17 protein-coding genes and 1 riboswitch are annotated in these 20903 nt (G+C 30.8%); of the genes, 2 read left to right on the top strand and 15 right to left on the bottom strand.

The annotated features are described in order from the left end of the window. Positions 1 to 510 precede the first annotated feature (510 nt). The 4 genes from B5X81_RS02260 to B5X81_RS02245 all read right to left on the bottom strand — a co-directional run bounded on the left by B5X81_RS02260 (position 511) and on the right by B5X81_RS02245 (position 6508). Positions 511 to 2466 (bottom strand): hydantoinase/oxoprolinase family protein, encoded by a 1956-nt coding sequence (locus tag B5X81_RS02260; protein WP_079489041.1) that lies wholly within the window; start codon positions 2464 to 2466, stop codon positions 511 to 513. A 42-nt stretch (positions 2467 to 2508) separates the two neighbouring features. Next, on the bottom strand, positions 2509 to 3198 hold the full coding sequence (locus tag B5X81_RS02255) for a vitamin B12 dependent-methionine synthase activation domain-containing protein (protein ID WP_170917239.1): 690 nt from the start codon (positions 3196 to 3198) through the stop codon (positions 2509 to 2511). A 163-nt stretch (positions 3199 to 3361) separates the two neighbouring features. After that, on the bottom strand, positions 3362 to 5131 hold the full coding sequence (locus B5X81_RS02250; protein ID WP_079489038.1) for a sigma-54 interaction domain-containing protein: 1770 nt from the start codon (positions 5129 to 5131) through the stop codon (positions 3362 to 3364). A gap of 354 nt (positions 5132 to 5485) precedes the next feature. Continuing rightward, positions 5486 to 6508, bottom strand: a complete 1023-nt coding sequence (locus B5X81_RS02245) for an ornithine cyclodeaminase family protein (RefSeq protein WP_079489036.1) — start codon at positions 6506 to 6508, stop codon at positions 5486 to 5488. A gap of 205 nt (positions 6509 to 6713) precedes the next feature. Between B5X81_RS02245 and B5X81_RS02240 the strand changes: the two genes are divergently transcribed. Together B5X81_RS02240 and B5X81_RS02235 are read left to right on the top strand one after the other, a co-directional pair. Further along, complete coding sequence (locus B5X81_RS02240; RefSeq protein WP_079489035.1) at positions 6714 to 7799, top strand: ArsR/SmtB family transcription factor; 1086 nt, start codon at positions 6714 to 6716, stop codon at positions 7797 to 7799. 154 nt (positions 7800 to 7953) lie between these two features. After that, complete coding sequence (locus B5X81_RS02235; protein WP_079489033.1) at positions 7954 to 8787, top strand: TIM barrel protein; 834 nt, start codon at positions 7954 to 7956, stop codon at positions 8785 to 8787. 762 nt (positions 8788 to 9549) lie between these two features. On the opposite strand, the gene B5X81_RS02230 is transcribed toward B5X81_RS02235, so the two are convergent. The 11 genes from B5X81_RS02230 to B5X81_RS02180 all read right to left on the bottom strand — a co-directional run bounded on the left by B5X81_RS02230 (position 9550) and on the right by B5X81_RS02180 (position 20899). After that, entirely contained in the window at positions 9550 to 10335 is a 786-nt protein-coding gene (locus tag B5X81_RS02230; RefSeq protein WP_079489032.1) for an ABC transporter ATP-binding protein, read from the bottom strand. Further along, positions 10335 to 11381 (bottom strand): FecCD family ABC transporter permease, encoded by a 1047-nt coding sequence (locus B5X81_RS02225; RefSeq protein WP_079489030.1) that lies wholly within the window; start codon positions 11379 to 11381, stop codon positions 10335 to 10337. Before B5X81_RS02225 ends, B5X81_RS02230 begins: the two co-directional genes overlap by 1 nt. 7 nt (positions 11382 to 11388) lie before the next feature. Then, positions 11389 to 12891, bottom strand: a complete 1503-nt coding sequence (locus tag B5X81_RS02220) for an ABC transporter substrate-binding protein (RefSeq protein WP_079489029.1) — start codon at positions 12889 to 12891, stop codon at positions 11389 to 11391. An 87-nt stretch (positions 12892 to 12978) separates the two neighbouring features. After that, positions 12979 to 13161: riboswitch (cobalamin riboswitch) on the bottom strand. 102 nt (positions 13162 to 13263) lie between these two features. Further along, complete coding sequence (locus B5X81_RS02215) at positions 13264 to 13722, bottom strand: MarR family winged helix-turn-helix transcriptional regulator (protein WP_079489027.1); 459 nt, start codon at positions 13720 to 13722, stop codon at positions 13264 to 13266. Between the two features lie 418 nt (positions 13723 to 14140). Next, the gene (locus B5X81_RS02210) at positions 14141 to 14521 is read right to left on the bottom strand and encodes a NusG domain II-containing protein (protein ID WP_079489026.1); all 381 of its coding nucleotides are present in this window, start codon (positions 14519 to 14521) and stop codon (positions 14141 to 14143) included. Between the two features lie 291 nt (positions 14522 to 14812). Further along, positions 14813 to 15724, bottom strand: coding sequence for an ROK family protein (locus tag B5X81_RS02205; protein ID WP_079489024.1), 912 nt, complete (start codon positions 15722 to 15724; stop codon positions 14813 to 14815). Between the two features lie 50 nt (positions 15725 to 15774). Continuing rightward, the gene (locus B5X81_RS02200) at positions 15775 to 16533 is read right to left on the bottom strand and encodes a copper homeostasis protein CutC (protein WP_079489023.1); all 759 of its coding nucleotides are present in this window, start codon (positions 16531 to 16533) and stop codon (positions 15775 to 15777) included. A 4-nt stretch (positions 16534 to 16537) separates the two neighbouring features. Then, positions 16538 to 18043, bottom strand: a complete 1506-nt coding sequence (locus B5X81_RS02195) for a M81 family metallopeptidase (protein WP_079489021.1) — start codon at positions 18041 to 18043, stop codon at positions 16538 to 16540. Between the two features lie 17 nt (positions 18044 to 18060). Next, positions 18061 to 19029: an ABC transporter ATP-binding protein gene (locus B5X81_RS02190; protein WP_079489020.1), complete on the bottom strand. Its 969-nt coding sequence runs from the start codon at positions 19027 to 19029 to the stop codon at positions 18061 to 18063. Then, positions 19022 to 20008, bottom strand: a complete 987-nt coding sequence (locus B5X81_RS02185; RefSeq protein WP_079489018.1) for an ABC transporter ATP-binding protein — start codon at positions 20006 to 20008, stop codon at positions 19022 to 19024. The genes B5X81_RS02190 and B5X81_RS02185 overlap by 8 nt, the downstream gene beginning before the upstream one ends. A gap of 12 nt (positions 20009 to 20020) precedes the next feature. After that, positions 20021 to 20899 carry an ABC transporter permease gene (locus B5X81_RS02180; protein WP_330397322.1) on the bottom strand — a complete coding sequence of 293 codons (879 nt, stop codon included), beginning with the start codon at positions 20897 to 20899 and terminating at the stop codon, positions 20021 to 20023. Between the last annotated feature and the right edge of the window lie 4 nt (positions 20900 to 20903).

Below are 20903 nucleotides of genomic sequence, written 5' to 3'. Positions count from 1 at the left end.
CATATCAGCTCCACCTGCTTTTATGCAATCCTCTTGCTGTAAATATACAAATTTAACTTTTCTGCTCATTTTTAAACTCCTCCTAAATATTAAATAATTTCTATTCATACTTTTAGACATTTGCAATAGGCATGCCAATAAAATCTTCAAAACAATAAAAATATTTTTACCTTATCATCAAAATGGGGTTTAAACTAATATTTCAATAAATTCTTTCTAAAAATTTAATCCTGAAACCAAGAAATTTTCTATTTTTTTTATGGATTATATCTCATAATGAGATGATATGTTTATTGTTTTAAACTATATTAAATAAAAAAGTAAGTATTCTTCTATAGATTGTTGACATCTCATTTTAATATGTTATATCTCATTCTGATATATAAACTCTTCTCAAAAGTAATGATATGAACTAGGTAAAATCTTTTCTTAGTAGTTACTAAAATTAATTTAATAAATTATGCATAAAAAAACCGGACTTGCCAAAGTCCGGTTTTCCCTTTTCATTATTCACCACTTAGGGCGTCCAATTGTTATAATTTCAATTCTTGTCTCTACGTGCAATTGATCATTCCCGTCCTTACAAGGTTTTATGTAGAAATCTCTGCTGTTAATCAAGCTTTTACAATCTATCGCTCCAGATTTTTCAGTCATCAATAAAGCTTGCTGTTTTAAATCCTTAAGAACATATTCCTTAGCTTCACCTAATTCATCAAAAACTTTTCTTTCCCATGGAGTGTGAAGAATAACATCTCCTTCAGAGGTAGTCTTAATTATAACTTCAATTTTCTCTATAATCTTTCCTGTGGCTGCTCCAATAGCGTTAGCTACTTCAGCATAATGAGGGATAAATATCTCTGTCTTTAATTTCTCTGCCACCTTTGGAATATATGCTTGGGCTGGAGCCCCAACAGCAATAATCGGTAAATTTATTTTTGATGAAACACTAAAAATTTCTTTACCATTTGATTCTAGAATTTTTTCAATAAAATATTGTGCCTCTTGACTCTTATTTATTTGAATAGGGTTAGATTCATAGTTTAGCAAGCTTTGAAAAATATTTTTGCATAATTTATCACAGATAGCCTCTATAGCTAAATTCATGAAATCTTCTAATGTTTTTTCAGTTTTATCTGCCAAAATACCAACAGCAATTCTAGCAGCATCAACATTCCATTTAGTATATATTCCCTTTACATGTAAAATATCCGTTGGAGTTACAGATATTTTTACAATAATACCTTTGTCTAATAATCGCTTAAAACTAATAAAATAGAACCTTCTTTTTAAATTATTCATCAAATATGATATTGAGTGAGGACCTGATTCTAAAAATCTTATCACTTCCATATCTTTCTTATCTAAATCTTTTTTTATGTTTTTATTTATAAGCATTAAACAATCTGTGGCTTGAAAATTTGATAGCTTATATGAACTTGATTTGCTTTTCAATTCATCTATTAAATAAGGGTATTCACTAGCCATGACTGATATAGGAACTACTCTTTGAGGCCCAATTCCTATCTCTCCATTTTGATTTATTTTAATATAACTATCTCCTCCAATACCATATGTATTTATATCAATTGATTTGACCCTTGTATTCCATCCCCCTACTGCTGCCCCTTCTAAATTAACCCTTGGAATAGAATCCTTTAATATTGCTATATCCGTTGTTGTTCCCCCCATATCTAAAACCAAAGCATCTGAATATTTACTTAACTCAGTGGCCCCAATTATACTTGCAGCTGGACCAGAAAGTATGGTTTCTATTGGTCTTTCCTGTGCTAAATCCTCATTCATCAATGAACCATCACCTTTTACAATCATTAGAGGAGCATTTATTTCAAATTCATTAAATACTTCTTTTACAGACTCAATCAAATTCACTATAATTGGTATTAATTTAGCATTAAGTACAGCGGTAACTGTCCGTTCATAAAATCCCAATGAACTAGATAAATGATGGGCACATACTACCGGAACTTCTAATATTTGTTTTACGATTTCTTTTACGATTATTTCATGTTCAGGATTGCGTATACTGAAATAGCTTGATATTGCAATACTATTAACTTTACCTTTAAATTCTTCTACACTCTTCTTTACTTGATCTATATTAAGATTTTTACGGATTACCCCATTGACATCATGTCCACCATCAATTATCTTAACATATTTAGTAGGAAACTTGCCTGTTAATTCCTTTCCAATGATTAAAAGTCCTACATCTCCTCCACGATCTTCTACTATTGCATTAGTTGCTAAAGTAGTTGATAACGAAACTCCTTGGATTTTGCTAATATAAGTCGTATCTAAGGCTTTAATACAATTTCGAATACCTATGGTTAAATCTTCATATGTTGTTAAAGCTTTAGCTTCTGTAATTATATTTTTATTTGTTGAGTCTATAATAACTGCATCTGTATAAGTTCCTCCCGTATCAATTCCTAACACTAGACTCATGATATTAATCCCCCTATTAATTGATCAGTAAATAACCTTATTTTATTTCCCAAGTCCATATCTAGCAGCATAAAGCTGTTTGTTATATGGGGCTGCTCTATTTGGACATTTATCTTTAGGACATAATTGACAATTTTCAAATTTTACTTCAGAAGAAAATCTTATTCCCGATACAGTCTTTGCTGGCTTCATTAATAAACTATCTGTTAGCTCAACTCCAATCTTTTCATTACTATTTTTTAGAATTCTAAATATCTTTCTTTGCTCCTTTATAGGCCAGTTACTCAAGGATCCAGGGTTCATTTTTGAAGCATTTTTCAAATCATATTTATCATCAATATAGTTAAATATAATCTTTTGTGCTTCCTTACATGCTAATTCCATAATATTGTCCACAATGAAAGTATCTAGCATATCGTCATAATTTTTAGACCAATCCTCTATTTCCCTACCACATGTGGCTAGAAAGAGAAATATTCTTCCAACTTTATCAACGTTCACTCTAAGCACTCTACTAACAAGTTTTTCATCCTCTACAACAATAAAGTTCTCGCCCTTAGTGTCTATATACGAAAGTTTAAATAGACCCTTTGGTTTAGCTATTTTTTCTGCTTCTTTGGCCAACTCTTCAACTCTAGAAGCAAAAAAGCTTCCATTATTTGCTTTAAGTTTTTTATTAAGCTTCTTTGTATCAATTTTCAAGCTAATATTATCAAAAACAACTACATCCATAAAAATCCTCCTTAATATAAATTTATAATACTTTAAAGCCATTTATTTTTATTTATATTAGTTTAACTCGCAATTTTTATGCCAAATTCGAAAAACCATATCTAATACTATAAACAACTGGACTAGATATGGTCTTTAAACCAAAAAGTTAGAAAAAATAAAATTATTTAAAATAATTATACTTCTTTATTTTTCTATAAATTGTTGCTCTACTTATGCCAAGCCTATCTGCTGCTTCAATTCTCCCCTTTTCCGTCCATCCACATTTATCTAAAGCTCTTTTTATATGTTGCTTTTCTAAATCCTCCAGAGTAACAATTCTATTATTTTCTGTCTTTAATTTCATTTTCTTAAATTGAAATGGTAAGTTTTCTTTAGTTATATAATTACTATCTTCCATATTGATTCCATATTCAATTGCATTTTGCAATTCTCTCACATTGCCTGACCAATTATAATTTAAGAATATTTCTTTCACTTCGTTAGATAATCCAAGAATATTTTTATTAAATTTACTAGAAAACTTATTTATGAAATAGTTAGCTAATACTAATACATCTTTTCCTCTTTCTCTTAAAGGGGGGATAAATAATGTTACGACATTTAGCCTATGGTATAAATCTTCTCTAAACTGTCCCTTTTTTACCATTTCATATAGCGGGACATTAGTAGCTGAAATTATTCTTACATCTATTGGTATACTTTTTACACCACCAACCCTTTCAATCTCTCTTCTCTCAATGGCTCTAAGTAATTTTATTTGTAAGTATATCGGCATAGTTTCTACTTCATCTAAAAAAATAGTTCCTTTATCTGCCAAGTAAAATTTTCCATGCTTTCCTATTTTATTTGCACCAGTAAAAGCACCTTTTTCATATCCGAAAAGTTCACTCTCTATTAATGTTTCAGGTATAGCTCCACAATTTATTGCTATGAAAGGTCTATTTTTTCGCCGACTCGATGAATGGATTGCCCTAGCAAAAAGCTCCTTACCGGTCCCTGTCTCACCTGTTAACAACACAGTAGAATCATTTTTTGCAACATGTCTGACCTTTTTTTTAAAAGCAATAAAGCTTTCACTCTTCCCAATTATTTGATCAAAGGATATATCATTATGTTTTTCAGAAATAGTATAGGCTAACTGTCTTGTATCTTTATAATCCTCAAATAAATATATAATTCCTTCTAATTCTTTATTAATCACTATTGGCTTGGCAATGTATAATAAATCAATATATTTATTATTTACAGTTAAAGTAATTTCCTGATATTGTACTGACTTATTCTTATCGCCTTTATCGATTGTAATTATATTGGGTAAAATTTCCCTCATATCCTTATTTCTTATTTTATCTTTATTTATATTCAATTTTTCTTCAATAAAGCTATTAACATCTACTATTTTATAGTCTTTATTTAATATAACAATACCTTTATTAATATTATCTATAACCGTATTCATAAGTTGTGCATAGGTTTCAACTTGTTTCAACATTTCATGTTCTTTTACTTTAGTACTTATAAGATTTCCTATTTTTTCTATAAAATCAAGCATTTCATGTTTCTTTGAATCAATTAACTTTACTTGATCATCACTCATTGTGGATAGTCCGATAACACCAATAGTTCTTCCTTCAAATTCAATAACTGAATAAACAGCTTTTTTATACTTGCATTTACCATATCTAGGACACAATTTGCAATTATCATCTTTTCCAGGCTGATTAACTATTACATTTTTTCTACCTTTAAATAATAATCTATTTATAATTCCCTGTTCTAAAATTCTACTGCCTATTAAGTTTTTGACTCTCCCAGTACCAGCTATCCATCTAAGATTTTCATCTACAACCTCCACATCTAATCTTAAGGCAGCATTAACAGTTTCTGCAAACTGTTGAACTATATCCTTTATTTGAATCAAACTACTCATAGGAATCCCCCTATATATACAATACTATCATTTCTATTTATGCATCAACTTCTTACAGACATCATCAATGCCTTTGACTTATCAAGGGTTTCTACATATTTCAAGATCAGAGTCCCAATCTATTCCTCTGCCAGCTTGAAAATGTGATTTTTTTGATGTATAAATTCACCTTTCAATTTATTTCACTATATATTTGATTATATATTTTAAAAATATAATAAGTCAATTTAAACATTAGGGGATTTTAGCATCATTTAGACACTTATATATATGTGTCTAAAAAAACTGAAATAATTTAAACTTCCCGATGCTGAATTTCAGTAAGTTAATTCTTATAAAAAACTAAATAAGAAACTATAACCATATTGGTTTATCCCATAAATTCAACTTTGTACCAATATCATTTTTGATTGCGTTTTGATAAATATAATTAGCACACATAATATCTAAGCTTCCAACGCCATGGGAACCAAAAATAATTAATTCATCATCACTATTTCTTAGTTGTAATTTTTCAGAGGTTACATCTTTTAATTCAATAATCTTTTCTTCAGAAAGTTTGTTCTCATCAACAAGCTTACTAAATACTGCATGTGTACCTTTACTTTTAAGCTGTGCCCAATTATCTACAACAATTTTTTTAGCTCTTAACGCCGTCTCGTCCTCTATTTCATATAAACTCATTTGTATAACAAGTGCATTATTTTTAATCCATGAATCTTTAACAATTGGAGATCTAGCAGTTGTCATAGTAGCAATTATATCAGCATCACTTGCTCCAGATTTCAAGTTATCCATTGGAATTATCTTTATTTGACCCTCAAATTCATCTGCTAAAGCCTGTGCTTTTGCTAAATCAAGATCAACCAGTCTAATCTCATTCAATGTCGGTACCGAACTCATAAGTGCCATTATCATGGTTCTTCCAATAACCCCTGCACCAACTAAACATGCTACTTCAGAGTTTTTTGGTGCTAAATATTTCGCAGCAACTCCAGCTGAAGCAGAAGTTCTCATTGCCGTTATTAATGTTCCATCCATGATGGCAAAGGGCATAACAGTTGTGGGATCACTTAAAAGGATTACATCAATACCATAAGGCATTCCTGGTGTTTTTAGATTCTCCATGGACTCAGCAGCCCATTTTATTCCGGCAACATTAATATCACCACCAATGTGTACAGGCATAGACATAAAATAGGAAGTCCAATCCTCACAATTAGGGATCAGAGTCATTGTTTTTGAGGGATTATTAATTTCCCCTTTAGAAAGCATATTAAATGTTTTCTCAGTGAGCTCCAATATTTTATCCATATTCTTAACTCCAGCAGCAATAACATCTTCTTGTTTCAAAAACAAAATTTCAGGTTTTCTCATAATGAATTCCTCCATTTTCATAAATTACTCAATTATAAATTTCGATTTGTTAATTGTAAAATCGTAAAATCATTTTATGTCATAATCATATCACTTAGCACACAAATTCGTCAATTTAATTATTTTTTAATTTGATTATAACCAAATTGTATAATATAATATATTTACAAAAGTTATATCAAATTAGTAATAAAGGAGATATTCTATGCCGATAATAGAAAAAACTTACGATATAAATAATCATATTAAGTTTTATTGCAGCCCAATTGTTGAAATGGTAGCAAGTCTTCATGTTCTTGCAGATGCAAGGCACCATATTAATTGTTTTAATTGGGCTAATGAGGTTAAACAAAAGCTTAATCATGGAGAAAAATCTGAAATTGAATACTTTGCAATCCATTATAACCAGTGGGCCTTTATCATGGATATTATGACAGAAATTGCCTCTGAAGATAATGATGATGTTTATAAAGATTTAGAAACAATTAAAAATATGAAGCACATAGATTTCGCATACCTATTTCTTGGTTTTTCAGCTATGTATTATGATAAAAAGATTTTAATTGATTGGATTGCTGAACCTGAGAAATTAACAGAAAAGGATATTAATATGCTTGGGAATTATCTTTCTTTAAGTGATATAAAATATTTCTTAAAAAACATTGACTTATTAAGAAACAAATTAATTTACGTGCTGGAAATGTATTGGGAAAAAGTCTTCAAAAAAGAATGGTTCATTATTAAAAAGTATATAATTAAAACAATAAAAGACCAAAAAATGATACTAGTAAATACAAATGTATTTAATTATATTTCAAATTTACACCATGATATTTCCATTAATAATAATTCTATAATTATGAAAAAAAATATTGATTTTAAAATTAATATTGATGATATTAAAGAAATTAGGTTATTTCCATCAGTCTTTACTTCGCCCCATTTAATGATAAATATTGTACATAATTCACTCATTCTATATTTAAATCTAAATTTTCATTCTGCAATGTTGAGTGAAAAAGTACCAGATGAGCTTATTACATTATTAAAAGCTGTAAGTGATGAAACTAGGTTGAAAATTATTAGAATTTTATCGTCAAATCAAGCAACTACGCAAGAACTTTCTGAGATATTAAACTTAACCCCTAGTACAATTTCATTACATCTAAAATCAATGAAAGAAGCTAAGCTAGTTAAAACAAAAAAAGTTAAAAAATTTGTATATTATAAGCTTATTGAAAATCAACTGAATAGTATAAATGATAGATTAAAGGACTTCTTAAAATTATAAATTTAAGACATACCAATTCTCTGGGTTATAAAATCTTATACACATATTATAATTGAGGAAATTGCATAATACATGTGAAGAATTTTAAAATTAATAATGTTGATTATGCAAGTTTCTCAATTAAGAACCGTATATCTATTCTGGAGGGAATATTATGAAAATCGGCTTCACACTAGATGAAAAAATCTTTAATAAAATAACACAAAGTGAATTATTATCTTATGCAAAGAAATTAGGAGTTTCAAGTGTAGAAATTAGTCCTGATAAAAATATTTTACCTAAAAACACATATTATGAAATAGCAAAACTTTGTAGTGAACTTGAGATTGATATAAATTTTCATGTACCATATTTTGCCGATAGTTTTTTATATGAAATAATGAATTTTACCGAATATAAAAAAGAAATTAAAACAAAGTATGAAGACTTAATTTCTATGATTGTAGATATACAGAATATTATATGTAAATCATCAACTTTAATTATCCATGGAGCCAGTTATGATGATGCCAAAGAAAAAAATACTGCTCTTTATAACACTTTAAACTTTCTTAACTGGATTTTGAATTTTCTAGACAATAAAAATATTGATCTCAACTTGGCCCTTGAAACACTAAATAAAAATGAAAATGTAATTGGTAATTCTAGAGAAGATATCCAGTATAATTTAAATAAATTTAGAGGATCAAAGCTAGGTATCTGTTTAGACATATGTCATGACGCCTTTAATTATTACCCGGGAAAACCACCACTTAATGATGATTTTTTAAGCAATATAATTTATTGCCACATTCATGGTATAAATATAGAAAAATCTATATCACATATTTCTTTGAAAGAGAGCGATATAGACTTTAAAACTTATATTAATTTTTTAATTGATAAACAATATAATAATATCTTAAATTTGGAATTATTGGTAAGTTATTGTGGTGAAAATTATTTGAACAATTTATTTGGAGATATTGAGTTTATAAGAAATTTTTAATTCCTACATAATTTTCAATATTTCCTTCTATCGTTTTTTCCTTTGGAAGCTTACTAACAATATCAACGATGATTATCATTATCATCACCGTATGATAAGCAGCTATTTCTCTTGTGCTATAAATAAGAATATTCTATTTCATAGGATCTAGAATTTCCTCTAAAAGTTCATCTGTTAAATCAATATCGTATTGACGTTTATAATAGGATTTCATATAGTCAGTGAACTACTCACCACTTGCTTACGCAGAAGTGAGAGCTTCTAGTATCATGTACTAGAACTTTTCCTGTTTCCTAAAGTTGTGCCTTCTATATTAGCAAGGTCTTATTTGACTCTCTACAGGCGTAACTTTCCCTTGCACCGAGGGTAGATGCCGATGTTATCGGTTTCTTAAGTGCCTTGGATATTTTACGCAAGGAAGGCAATGCTTGGTTTTCGCTATTGTCGGATTCTCCTTGCAACCTTATATATCCAGTTATCAAAGAACTATCATAGTTACATTATATCATAAAATCAATGATATCAAATCATTGATTCTATAGTGCTTACATCTCCCACTTATAGAAGATAGGAGAATTACTCACAGTGGTTAAATTAAATTCAGTTTAGCATTTTAAATTTTCAAAGTCAAGTTCATATTGGTACAGTTTGAAAATTTTGGCATAGGGTCTTATTATGAAGTCAAATAGTAAACCATATAAGAAGAATCTAAAAAATACTTACTAAATTATAAATATGTAAGAGCTAAAGCATAAATGCTGTTCATACAGTACGTATAGAACGTATAGGAGATACAATAGGTACATTATCTTCATCTAAAGAAACATTTGCTATTACTCCATAAACCTCATGAAGCATCTCCTCTGTAATTACTTCTCCCGATAAACCCGAACTATAGTATGTTCCATCATCTCTTAATACAACTATATGTTGAGCATATCTTGCCGCAAGATTGATATCATGAAGTGCAACAATAATATCAACCTTTCGACTAACAACTATTCTTTGCAGAAGCTGACACAATTCAAGTTGTTTCTGTAAATCAAGAGAATTCACAGGTTCATCCAAGAGTATTAATTTAGGATTTCTTGAAAGTGTCTGGGCTATAAACACAAGCTTTTTTTGTCCTCCACTAAGTTCATTTATTTTTCGCAGTGCTAAATGATCAATGTTAAGAGATTTTAGCGTATTCATTGCAAGTTCTAAATCTTTATCAGTTACCTTGTGACCAAGTTCTGGCAATCGTCCCAGCAATACCATTTCCAACACACTTAAAGTCGATTTATCGATATCTATCTGAGGTAAATATGACATCAAATTAACTATTTCATCTCTAGTAAGGGTAGAAATAACTTGATCTCCATAACAAATTTCACCTTCATATTCAAGTAAACCGAATATTGATTTTAATAAGGTAGACTTACCTGCTCCATTAGGTCCAAGAATTACATTAAAACCCCTTTCGAAATATACTGTAAGACTATCAAATACCTTATGTAGTTTTTTATTTTTACGGTATGAAAAATTTAGATCTCGTATTTTTATCATCATATCACTCTTTTTTTATTAAATATTATAGTCATAAAGAAAGGTATGCCTATAACTGATGTTACAAGCCCTATTGGAAGTATTACACCGGGTATAATTAACTTACTCAACATAAATGACAACGATAATACAAATGCCCCAAGCAATAAAGATATTGGCATAAAATATCGCTGATCTTCTCCTACAAGTAATCGTGCTATATGAGGAGCTATAAGACCAATAAAACCTATTGTGCCTACAAAACAAACAGCAAATGCCGACAAAAGTGAAACCACAAGTATTACCATTCTACGGATTTTTGATGTATTCACTCCAATACTTCTAGCCTTCGTATCATCTAAGCTCATTGCCGTAAGCTTCCATGCATTTTTATATAAAATTGCAAAGCACAATACCAACGCAATTAATACGATAATAAATTTACTCCAATTTGTTTTGAGTAAGCTTCCAAAACTCCAAAATACCAAACTCTGTAATTCATCTTCATCTGCAATATATTGCAAAGTCATTGTAAGAGAATTAAATAGAAAATTTATTGCAACACCAAAAAGAATGATGGCATTTTTTCCTATATATTTTTGTCGAGAAAAAAGATATATTACTGCAGCAGCAAGCATGGAGAATACAAAAGAATTTACAGTAACAATTAAAGTCTTAGGAACATAAAAAATATTTGATTCTAATATCAGTCCTAAGGCTGCACCAAAAGAAGCTGCTGCTGAAATTCCAAGAGTATAAGGACTAGCAATTGGGTTTCTAAGTATAGTTTGGATTTCACATCCGCCCACACCTAGGGCACCACCTACAACGATTGCCATCAACGACATAGGTAAACGAATATTTTTTATTATCATACCATTGTGCCCTATGCCTTCTCCACCAAACAGAACACTCAATACCTCCATTATAGGTATTGAAGATGAACCAATTGCTATGTTTATTATTAATGAAATAAAAGTCCCTACCACCAGACAAACGATGAGTATAATTTTTTTTCTAACCAGATTGTTATAAAGCTTTCTATTGCCACTTAATGATGTATTCATGGATATATTATTTATATTTGAGGGTCCATACCCCCATATCATCGTCAATCAATGTATATTTCTCAAAAAACTCATCTAAGATAGCGTCTGGATTCACATCGGAAAATTCATCAGGATAAAACATCTTTGCAAATACAAGAGTTGGATAAAAGGAGTAAACTGTTCTACTCATTTCATGCATTATTTCATATACATTTCCCTTCTGTACTGCTGAAAGTTCTTCCCATCCAGTTCTGTTTATTATATCAAATTCAGCAGTCTTGGTAATGTCTTTGTCGCAGTTAAGACCCAAGGATTGTACTCCACTTAAAATAATGTATTCTGGATCAGCTTTCAATACATATTCAGGATCAATCACATTCCTACCTCCTTTTGAGGCTCCACTTTCTTTAAGAATTGAGTCAGCAATATTTTCACCACCAGCAAAAGCTATCACAGAACCCCATCCCGAATCACTTGAACTTGTGCTTCCAAAAACCTCAGAATATCCTGATTTCTCATAATAAAAAGTAGGTTTATCTGTGCGTTTCAAAAGATTTTTTGAACGTACAATATCAAATTGTTTATCGATAAATGCTGATACTTCCTCTGCTTTTTCTTCCTCTTGAAATATCTTCCCAAGAAGTGTAATTGTCTCTTGAACAGATGTATCAACAGTAGAAGGCACATCAATAAGAACCAATGGAATTCCCGCTTCCTTGAGCTGTGGCTCTATTTCAAGTGCCCATTTATGGGCCTGCATTGCAGAATTTACTATAAGAACATCAGGATCTTTGGAAAGTATCATTTCTAAATCAAATGGAGCATTATGCTCTGAAATAATTCCAACCTGACCCTCAAGATTGGGAAACATAGGAAAATATATATCATCATAGGCATGTTTCCCTCCTGATTTACCTGTGGCAACAAGCATATTAAAAGCATCTTCACCTTTAAGTGGCACTATATAATCTATAACATCCATGGTGCTAATCCCAAATGTAGAAACAGGAGTATCAATTGTAACTTCTCTTCCTTTAACATCAGTTATCGTAACTGAACCAGTGATAGGCTTTTTTTCAGGCATCTTAACATTTTTCACCTGTTTTTCGATATCTTTTGCAGCTTTTTCCGATGGTATCACATATCCGTAGGAAACAGGATCTACTCCTGAAGATTCAAGGGCATTTGCTGTGGCATTTATAACAGCATCACTCGTAACAGTTGCACCAGATATAGCATCAATTTTTAAAGACTGTGCTTCAACAATTCGTTCAGGAATTTTTTCTATTGCTACAGTTCCAATACCCTCAGTTTCTGTGTTATCACCAACAATAATACTATTAATTACTCCTTCATTATCAATCTCTACTTTAACATTTATATCGTCATGATATCCTTTTGCAATACCTTTGTATATACCTCCATCAATTTCTGTAGATATTTGTGAATTTCTTACTTCATTTGAACAACCTAATGATAATATTGTTACCATAAATATCAAAGTAACCATAGTTATAATTTTTTTCATTTTTATCCTCCTTTTTATTAAATTAAAAAAACTCTGTTCCACAGAGTTTTAAATCAATAAATAGCTTTATTCTCCCCTCCGGAAAATGCAACATCCTACATATAGGCAGGTATCCTGACTTATGCCTTTATTTATCTCCTTCCCAGTTATACAACCAGTGGAATAATGATAAATAAATTTATTTGGCACTTACAGTAACGGGGGTTGTACAGGTTTTTCACCTGTTTCCCTTTTAATTACAAAATGTAAACCTATAAGTTTATTTAATTTTTAGTTTTTTATTATTTACTTTCTTAAATCTAAATATAAACACAGTCTATGCCATTAAATTTCTTAGAACTTTTACAATAATAATTTCTTTATTGCATATCTCTATTTTCCTTGAGTATCTTTATATTCTACAATATTTTCTAGCATTCTATAAAATAGATTCCTTGCCATATCTTTTTCAACTTCCGTAAAATCTTTAGCTAATATTTTATTTAAATCTTTGAAAATCTGATGGAATTCTTTTTCAAATTCTAGAGATTTTTTTGTTACATATATTCTTTTCTTTCTAGCATCTTGTGGATCTTCTTTCCTATATACATATCCTTCATCCTCTAACTTTTTCAATGCTCTAGCTGTATTTGCCTTGTTTATGTAAAGTTTATTGCTTAATTCCTCTTGTGTAAGACCATCATTATTGAATAAAAGTTGTGTTAAAAAACTCCATTGCCCTTTACCTATATTATATTTTTTAACATTATCTCCTATGTAAACTTGACTATATCTGTAAATAGCAGATATTGCTTTTATAAATGATTTATTCTTTTTTGCATTCTTTTCCATAAGATTCTCTCCTTTTTACATACTATCATATTAAAGTTGCTTTAGCAACTATTTTTATGGATAAAATTACATATGTTAAAATCTGCAACAATCTATTTATTAAATAAAAAACATCCACTATTACTAGTTAGATGTCATATAATTTAGCAATATTAAACCAATTACTCACTATAAAAAGTCCAATAGTCGTAATTTTAATTAACTGAGCAAATTGCATAATTACCTTCTGCAAAAACTATCTACTGCATATAGTTTTGAAATCTCTAAAGCTATACCATATATATTATGCAATTTTGCCAAATCAGAATTATGCAATTTCCTGAACTCAATATTATTTCATTATATATTTTATTTAGTATCTGAAAAACAAAATATAAAGAAATCCTGTAATCTGGCCTTTCTCCTTCTACCTATAACACTAATAAGACAAATCATCTACTTCCCTTTTTCTATCTCCCTTTACCTCTATAACAACTTTATTTGGTAAACAAACAAGAATTTCTCCTGGCTGGCTGATTGGGCCATCCTTTACACAAAGTTTATCTGGACAATCAGCTTCTATTATTTCTACTTTTCCGTCTTTAATACTAATAGTATTTGTACCAAGTTTAGTCTTAACAGTAAATTCATCATTATTAGATTTATCATCAAAGGGAATTGTTTTTATAATCTCTCCATCTACTGATATTTCAATATATTTTTTTTCATATTCTTTATCTGAATTTAATTTTAAAAAACCTAAGGAAGCTAATGAAATCAGAACTACTAAAACTATAATAATAATATCAAATCGTTTCATTTTTTTACCTCTTTCTTTATATTTATAGATATTCCAGCAAAATAGTTAATTTATACACATCAAAACTCCTCAGAAACATTGGATATTTTATATGCAAACTTCCATGATTCCTTATATGCTAATTTATATTATTTACTATGCAAGTTTATTTTAACATAGTTTGTAAAAAACATTAAACCCTAATAATTAAGATATCATCATCTTATCATTAGGGTTTTATATTATGAGGGTTTTTTATTTAATTTGTTCTTTAGATAACCAACTCTAAAGTATTATAAATTCTAATGTTGGTTATCCATAGTTCAATGCAATATAACATGCACCTAAAATTCCTGCATCATTCTCAAGCTGAGCTTGAACAATTTTTGTATATTCTCCATATGAAGGCATAACTCGCTCTTTAAATAATTCATTTAAATCATTAAAAAATGACTTTCCCTGGGCAGAAATTCCTCCACCTAAAACAATAAGACCCGGATCAAATATATGAGTTATATTAACAAGACCTGTAACAATATGACTTAAAAATTCTTTATATACTTCTATTGCTAGCTTATCTCCATTTTCAATTTTATCAAAAATATCCTTTCCACTTAAATCCTCTTTAGGTACACCAGATTTTATTGAATAGCTTCTTACTAATGCTGATGTTGAAGCATATCTCTCAAAACAGCCTTTACTACCGCAGTTACAGTTATCTCCTGTTTCATTAATAACCATGTGTCCTATTTCTCCTGCTCCTCCCATAACTCCTTTATAAAGCTTATTGTTAATTATTATTGCTCCTCCTACACCAGTGCCAAGTGTAAGGCATACAAATGTACTTAATTCCTTACCTGCACCCCTCCAGCTCTCCGCTAATGCTGCAGAATTCACATCGTTTTCAACAAAACACTCTAATCCAGTATTGTTTTTAATCTTTTTAGAAAGCTTTGTACCACTATATCCAGGTAAGTTTTCACTTGCAAATATTATTTCTCCACTAGCACTATCTACCTTACCAGCAGTACTAATTCCAACAGAATTAATATTGTGATGATTACTTAATTTCTCTATTTCCTGTATAATTATTTCGGGTATTTCTTTCTTGCAATTTTTTTTTGGTGTATGTAATTTTGATTTTGTTAAAATCTCTCCTTGCTCATTTACTACTCCATATTTAATAAAAGTACCTCCAACATCAAAACAAGCTACCTTTTTCATACTGCTCCTCCAATAAATAGTATAAGTTATAATTTGAACTTTACTTAGTCCTATGATTTTGTTATTATATCATTTTCAATATCATTAATAATGTCCCTTACCTTATTAATAAGATCATAATCTGCTCTTTCTACTACAAATTCACTCTTAGGAGTATTCATTCTTTTAATACACTCTCTGTATTCCATTTTACTATCTACATTAATCTTTCCCGACATGTGATAATGGGTACATTTGGTTATTTTATATATTTGTTTTATATTTCCAGCATTTACTCCACAACCGGGCATAATAGTTATAGAATCTCCAAACTTTTCTTGTAATCTTGCAATGTAATCTGCACCCTCTAATGCATTTGCCCTTTGTCCTGATGTGAGAATTCTGCATACTCCCATTTCAATGAGTCTAGGAATATCTTCCATAGGATTTCTTGCATCATCAAAAGCTCTATGAAGTGATACTTTAAGGGGATATGCAATTTTTACAAGCTGACTCATTCTGTCAATATCTATCCTGCCATTACTTAATAAAATACCCGTAACAATACCGTCAAATCCCATTTGTTTTGCAATGCTAATGTCCTGCTTCATTGTTTCAAACTCATTATCATCATATAAAAAATCTCCACAGCGAGGGCGTATCATCACAAAAATTTCTATATCTTTAATTTCTTTTGCTTTTTTCATTAGTCCATAGCTTGGTGTCAATCCACCTATATTTAGTGCAGAACATAATTCTATCCTATCTGCTCCAGCATTTTTAGCCGTTACCATAGATGTATAAGAATCTACACATATTTCTAATATCATAAACTTACCCTTCCTTCTTTATTAAATTGTCTAAGGCATTATATTCAAAATTACTATCTAATGGAAATATTGGCCTCTTAACTTTATTATAATTAAGAGTTTTTAGATCCTCATTTGTATTACCTTTAGTAAGTGCCATGATGCTACGTTTAGCTACCAAACTATGTTGATGTGTAAGATATCCAAGTTTACAAACTACTATTTCTACATCCTTAGGATCTACTCCTAAATCTGTAAACATCTCAGGTAGTGTATATCCCACATGGGCCTCAGCAATTACTATATCTACTCCACAGCTGTTAAATAAAACCAAATCTCCTTTAATCATTCCTCCTCTGGACCAGTCCTTAATATAAGCCTTTACTGTTCCAGTTGCCGTAATAGGAGATGTAGTAACTGTATCAAACTTGGCACCAAATGTAAGGATTATTTCTTCACCAACTTTTCCTTCACATTGTTTTGTAGCCACTGGATCATATATTCCACCATATATTACAGGTTTTCTAAGTTTATCAGTTCTATTATCAGCCATTATTAATCTTAAAAAATCAGTACAATCAGAAGAAGCTCCAGCAGTTGGATTGTCTCCAGAATCAGAAATATAAATAGGTAATTTCCCTTCTTTTACTGCCTCAAAAGCAATATCTAAAGCTTCTTTTTCATGATATGTTTCTGTATGAAAACGGAAATCATCCTTTTTAGACCAAATAAGCTCTGCTAATCTTACAGCTTCCCTTTGGGCTAACTCAAGATCCCCATCTGCAACTACATAAACAGCAATAGAACTATCTTCATTATCCGCCCAAGGAAAGCCCATCAAATATGAAGCCGCCATTATTCCTTCTTTTCTTTCACATTCTCTGAGAGCATTTATAAGTTCTATCATAGGTTCTACATTAGTTGATGACTTTTCTCCCGCAATTAAAATTGGTACTTTCACCCAAGCTGATTTTGCATTTGCATTATTCTCAAGGGTATCTATTGTCATCTTTGCAGCATGCTCACCTGTTTCAAAGCAATCTGTATGTGGGGCACATTTATATCCCACAAAACCATCACAATTGTCATGCATTCTTGTAGTCATAGTAGTGTGCATATCAAGGGAAGAAAAAATGGGTATATCAGGAAATATAGTCCTCAATTCTTCAATAAAGTATCCTTCTGCCTCTCCTTGTTTCTTAACTCTCATAGACCCATGTAATGAAAGGGTTATAGCATCTATAGGAGCTTCTTTTTGAGCAGCCTTGGCTCTTTTTATGATTTCATTTTTTATCTTAATATAAAAATCATAATCTACTTCACCATTAGGAACTGCTCTAGCAAATACAGTAGGAATTATTTCATATCCTTCCCTCTGTAAAGTCTTTATAATTCCTGTTACAGAGTCATTATCACGTAAATTATTAAAAATATCCTCTCCATATATTACATTAAAATCCTTTTCACAAGCTGTTATTGGATTAAAAGAATTCGATTCATGGTGCATTCCTGCAATTAAAATTCTTTTCATTATAATTCATCCCCCATTTATAACGATTTTAAATGACAAGCAACCTTATGACCTGGCTCTACTTCTACAAGTGAAGGTATTGTTTCAAAACATTCATCCTTTGCATACATACACCTAGTACTAAATGGACACCCCTTTGGCATATCAATTGGACTAGGTATATCTCCTTTTAAAATTATACGCTTTCTTTTATGCATTGGATCTGCAATAGGTACAGCTGATAATAACGCTTGTGTATATGGATGCATTGGATCTTTGTATAATTTTTCTTTAGTAGTTATTTCTACTAAATATCCAAGGTACATTACACCAATCCTATCTGATATTACCTCTACTACACTCAAATCATGGGATATAAATAAATATGTTAAATTAAATTCCTTTTGTAATTTCTTAAATATATTGATAACCTGAGCCTGTATCGAAACATCAAGGGCAGAAACAGGCTCATCAGCAATTATAAGACTTGGTTTCACTGATAACGCCCTAGCTACTCCTATTCTCTGCCTTTGTCCACCAGAAAACTCATGGGCATAGCCTTGAGCATGTCTTTCATTGAGTCCAACGGTTTCTAAAAGCTTTATAACAGTCTTATATCTTTCCTTCTTAGACATATTTGTATGTACCAATAAAGGTTCACCTACTATATCTTTAATCTTCATTCTAGGGTTAAGACAGCCATATGGATCTTGAAAAACCATCTGCATCTTTTTTCTAATAGATTTCATTTGATAAGAAGTATAATCAGTAATATTCTTATTCTCAAACCATACTTCTCCAGAGTCTGGATGTAATAGTTTATTGAGGATTCTACCCATTGTACTCTTTCCACATCCACTTTCACCAACAATAGAAAGAGTTTCGCCACTTTGTATTTCAAGAGAAACCCCATTGAGGGCATGTACATATTTATCCTCGCCAAACAATGTTTTTGATGCCAAAAAAGTCTTATAAATATCTTTTAATTCAACAAGAGGATTACTCATTAATCTCACTCCTCTCATGGATAAGATGACAACGACATTGTCTATTACTACCTATATCAATAAGATTAGGCTCTTCCCTATGACATTTTTCTATTGCCTTACTACATCTGGGAGCAAATTTACATCCCTTTGGCATTTGAGAAAGGTCTGGGACCCTGCCAGTAATATAAGGTAAAGTATCTGTATTTCTCCCTATCTTGGGAACAGAAGCAATTAAGCCTTTTGTATATGGATGTAATGGATTCCTGAATAAAGAAACAACATCAGCCATCTCTACAATCCTACCACAATACATCACCATTACTCTGTCACACATTTCTGCAACTACACCTAAATCATGGGTAATAAGTAATACCCCAATTTTATTTTTTTCTTTTAATTCCAACATAAGCTCCATCACTTGTGCCTGAATTGTCACATCAAGAGCAGTTGTAGGTTCATCTGCAATTAACACCTTTGGATTACAAGACATTGCCATAGCTATCATTATTCTTTGAGACATTCCACCAGATAGCTGATGAGGATATCTATTCATTACATCCTCAGGAACAGGTATTCCCACTCGCTTTATCATATTAATAGCATGCTTTCTTGCCTCACTATTATTATATTTCAAATGAAGTTTTGTACACTCCATAAGTTGTTCCCCTACTCTTAACACTGGATTAAGGGATGACATAGGATCTTGAAAGATCATTGCTATATCTCTCCCCCTAATATTTCTAATATCTTTTTTATTCATTTTTAATAAATCTTTACCTTCTAAAAAAACTTCCCCTGCTGATATATTCCCTTGTTCTGGAAGCAGTCTTAAAACAGATAAAGATGTAACTGATTTTCCACTTCCCGACTCACCAACCAGCCCAACAATTTCTTCTTTTCCCACATAGAAAGAAACATCATTTACCGCAACGAGACTTCCTTTATCTGTATTAAATTCTGTTCTTAAATTTTTCACATCTAATAATTTTTCTGACACTATTTACCCTCCTTAATCTAGTTTGGGGTCTAGAGTGTCTCTGAGACCATCACCTAATAAATTAAATGCCAACACAGTAAAAAATATCATAAGTCCGGGATACAATAACATATGTGGTGCAACCCCAATATAATCTCTACCCGTTGATAACATGGCTCCCCAATCAGGATTAGTTGGACTTGCTCCGAATCCTAAAAAACTAAGAGAAGAAGCCGATATAATTGCAGTACCCATTCTCATTGTATAAGCAACTATAAGTGACGGTAAAGTTCCAGGGAAAACATGCTTAACCAATAGTCTAGTATCACTTACACCAATTGATCTGCTTGCTTCTATATAGAGCAGTTCTTTTATTGATAATGTGGCACTTCTAATAATCCTAGTAAAAGTCGGTATCCCATAAATTGATATTGCCACAACCACATTAGTTAATCCTGGGCCTATTATAGCAACAATTCCTATAGCCAATAGAAGTCCCGGAAAGGAGAATAAAATATCGCAAAATCTCATTATTAAACTCCCTAATAAGCCACCATAATAACCTGCAATAATTCCTAAGACAGAACCAACAAAGGCACCAATAGTAACAGCTGTTAGTGCAACAGATAATGATAATCTCGTCCCTGTAACAATGCGACTTAACACATCTCTACCATATTCATCGGTTCCAAAAAAATGCTCTGAATTTGGTTCGCTCAATATATTATCATAATCAGTTTCGTCAATATCATATGGTGTTGGCTCAAAAATAGCTAAAATTACTAAAAAAAATATGAACCCTAAGGCCACTACTGCAGACTTCTTTTTAAGAAATTTTCTTACAAACTCCTTAATTGGATTTTCTATTTTAAAATCTTCATGCTTAGCTTCTTGCATCTTAACTTCTTCCATAATC

Origin of the sequence: Maledivibacter halophilus, from assembly GCF_900167445.1 — a bacterium.
Classification (GTDB): domain Bacteria; phylum Bacillota; class Clostridia; order Peptostreptococcales; family Caminicellaceae; genus Maledivibacter; species Maledivibacter halophilus.
The sequence above is the reverse complement of the archived record's forward strand: the minus strand, read 5'-3'. Positions and strand labels throughout refer to the sequence as shown.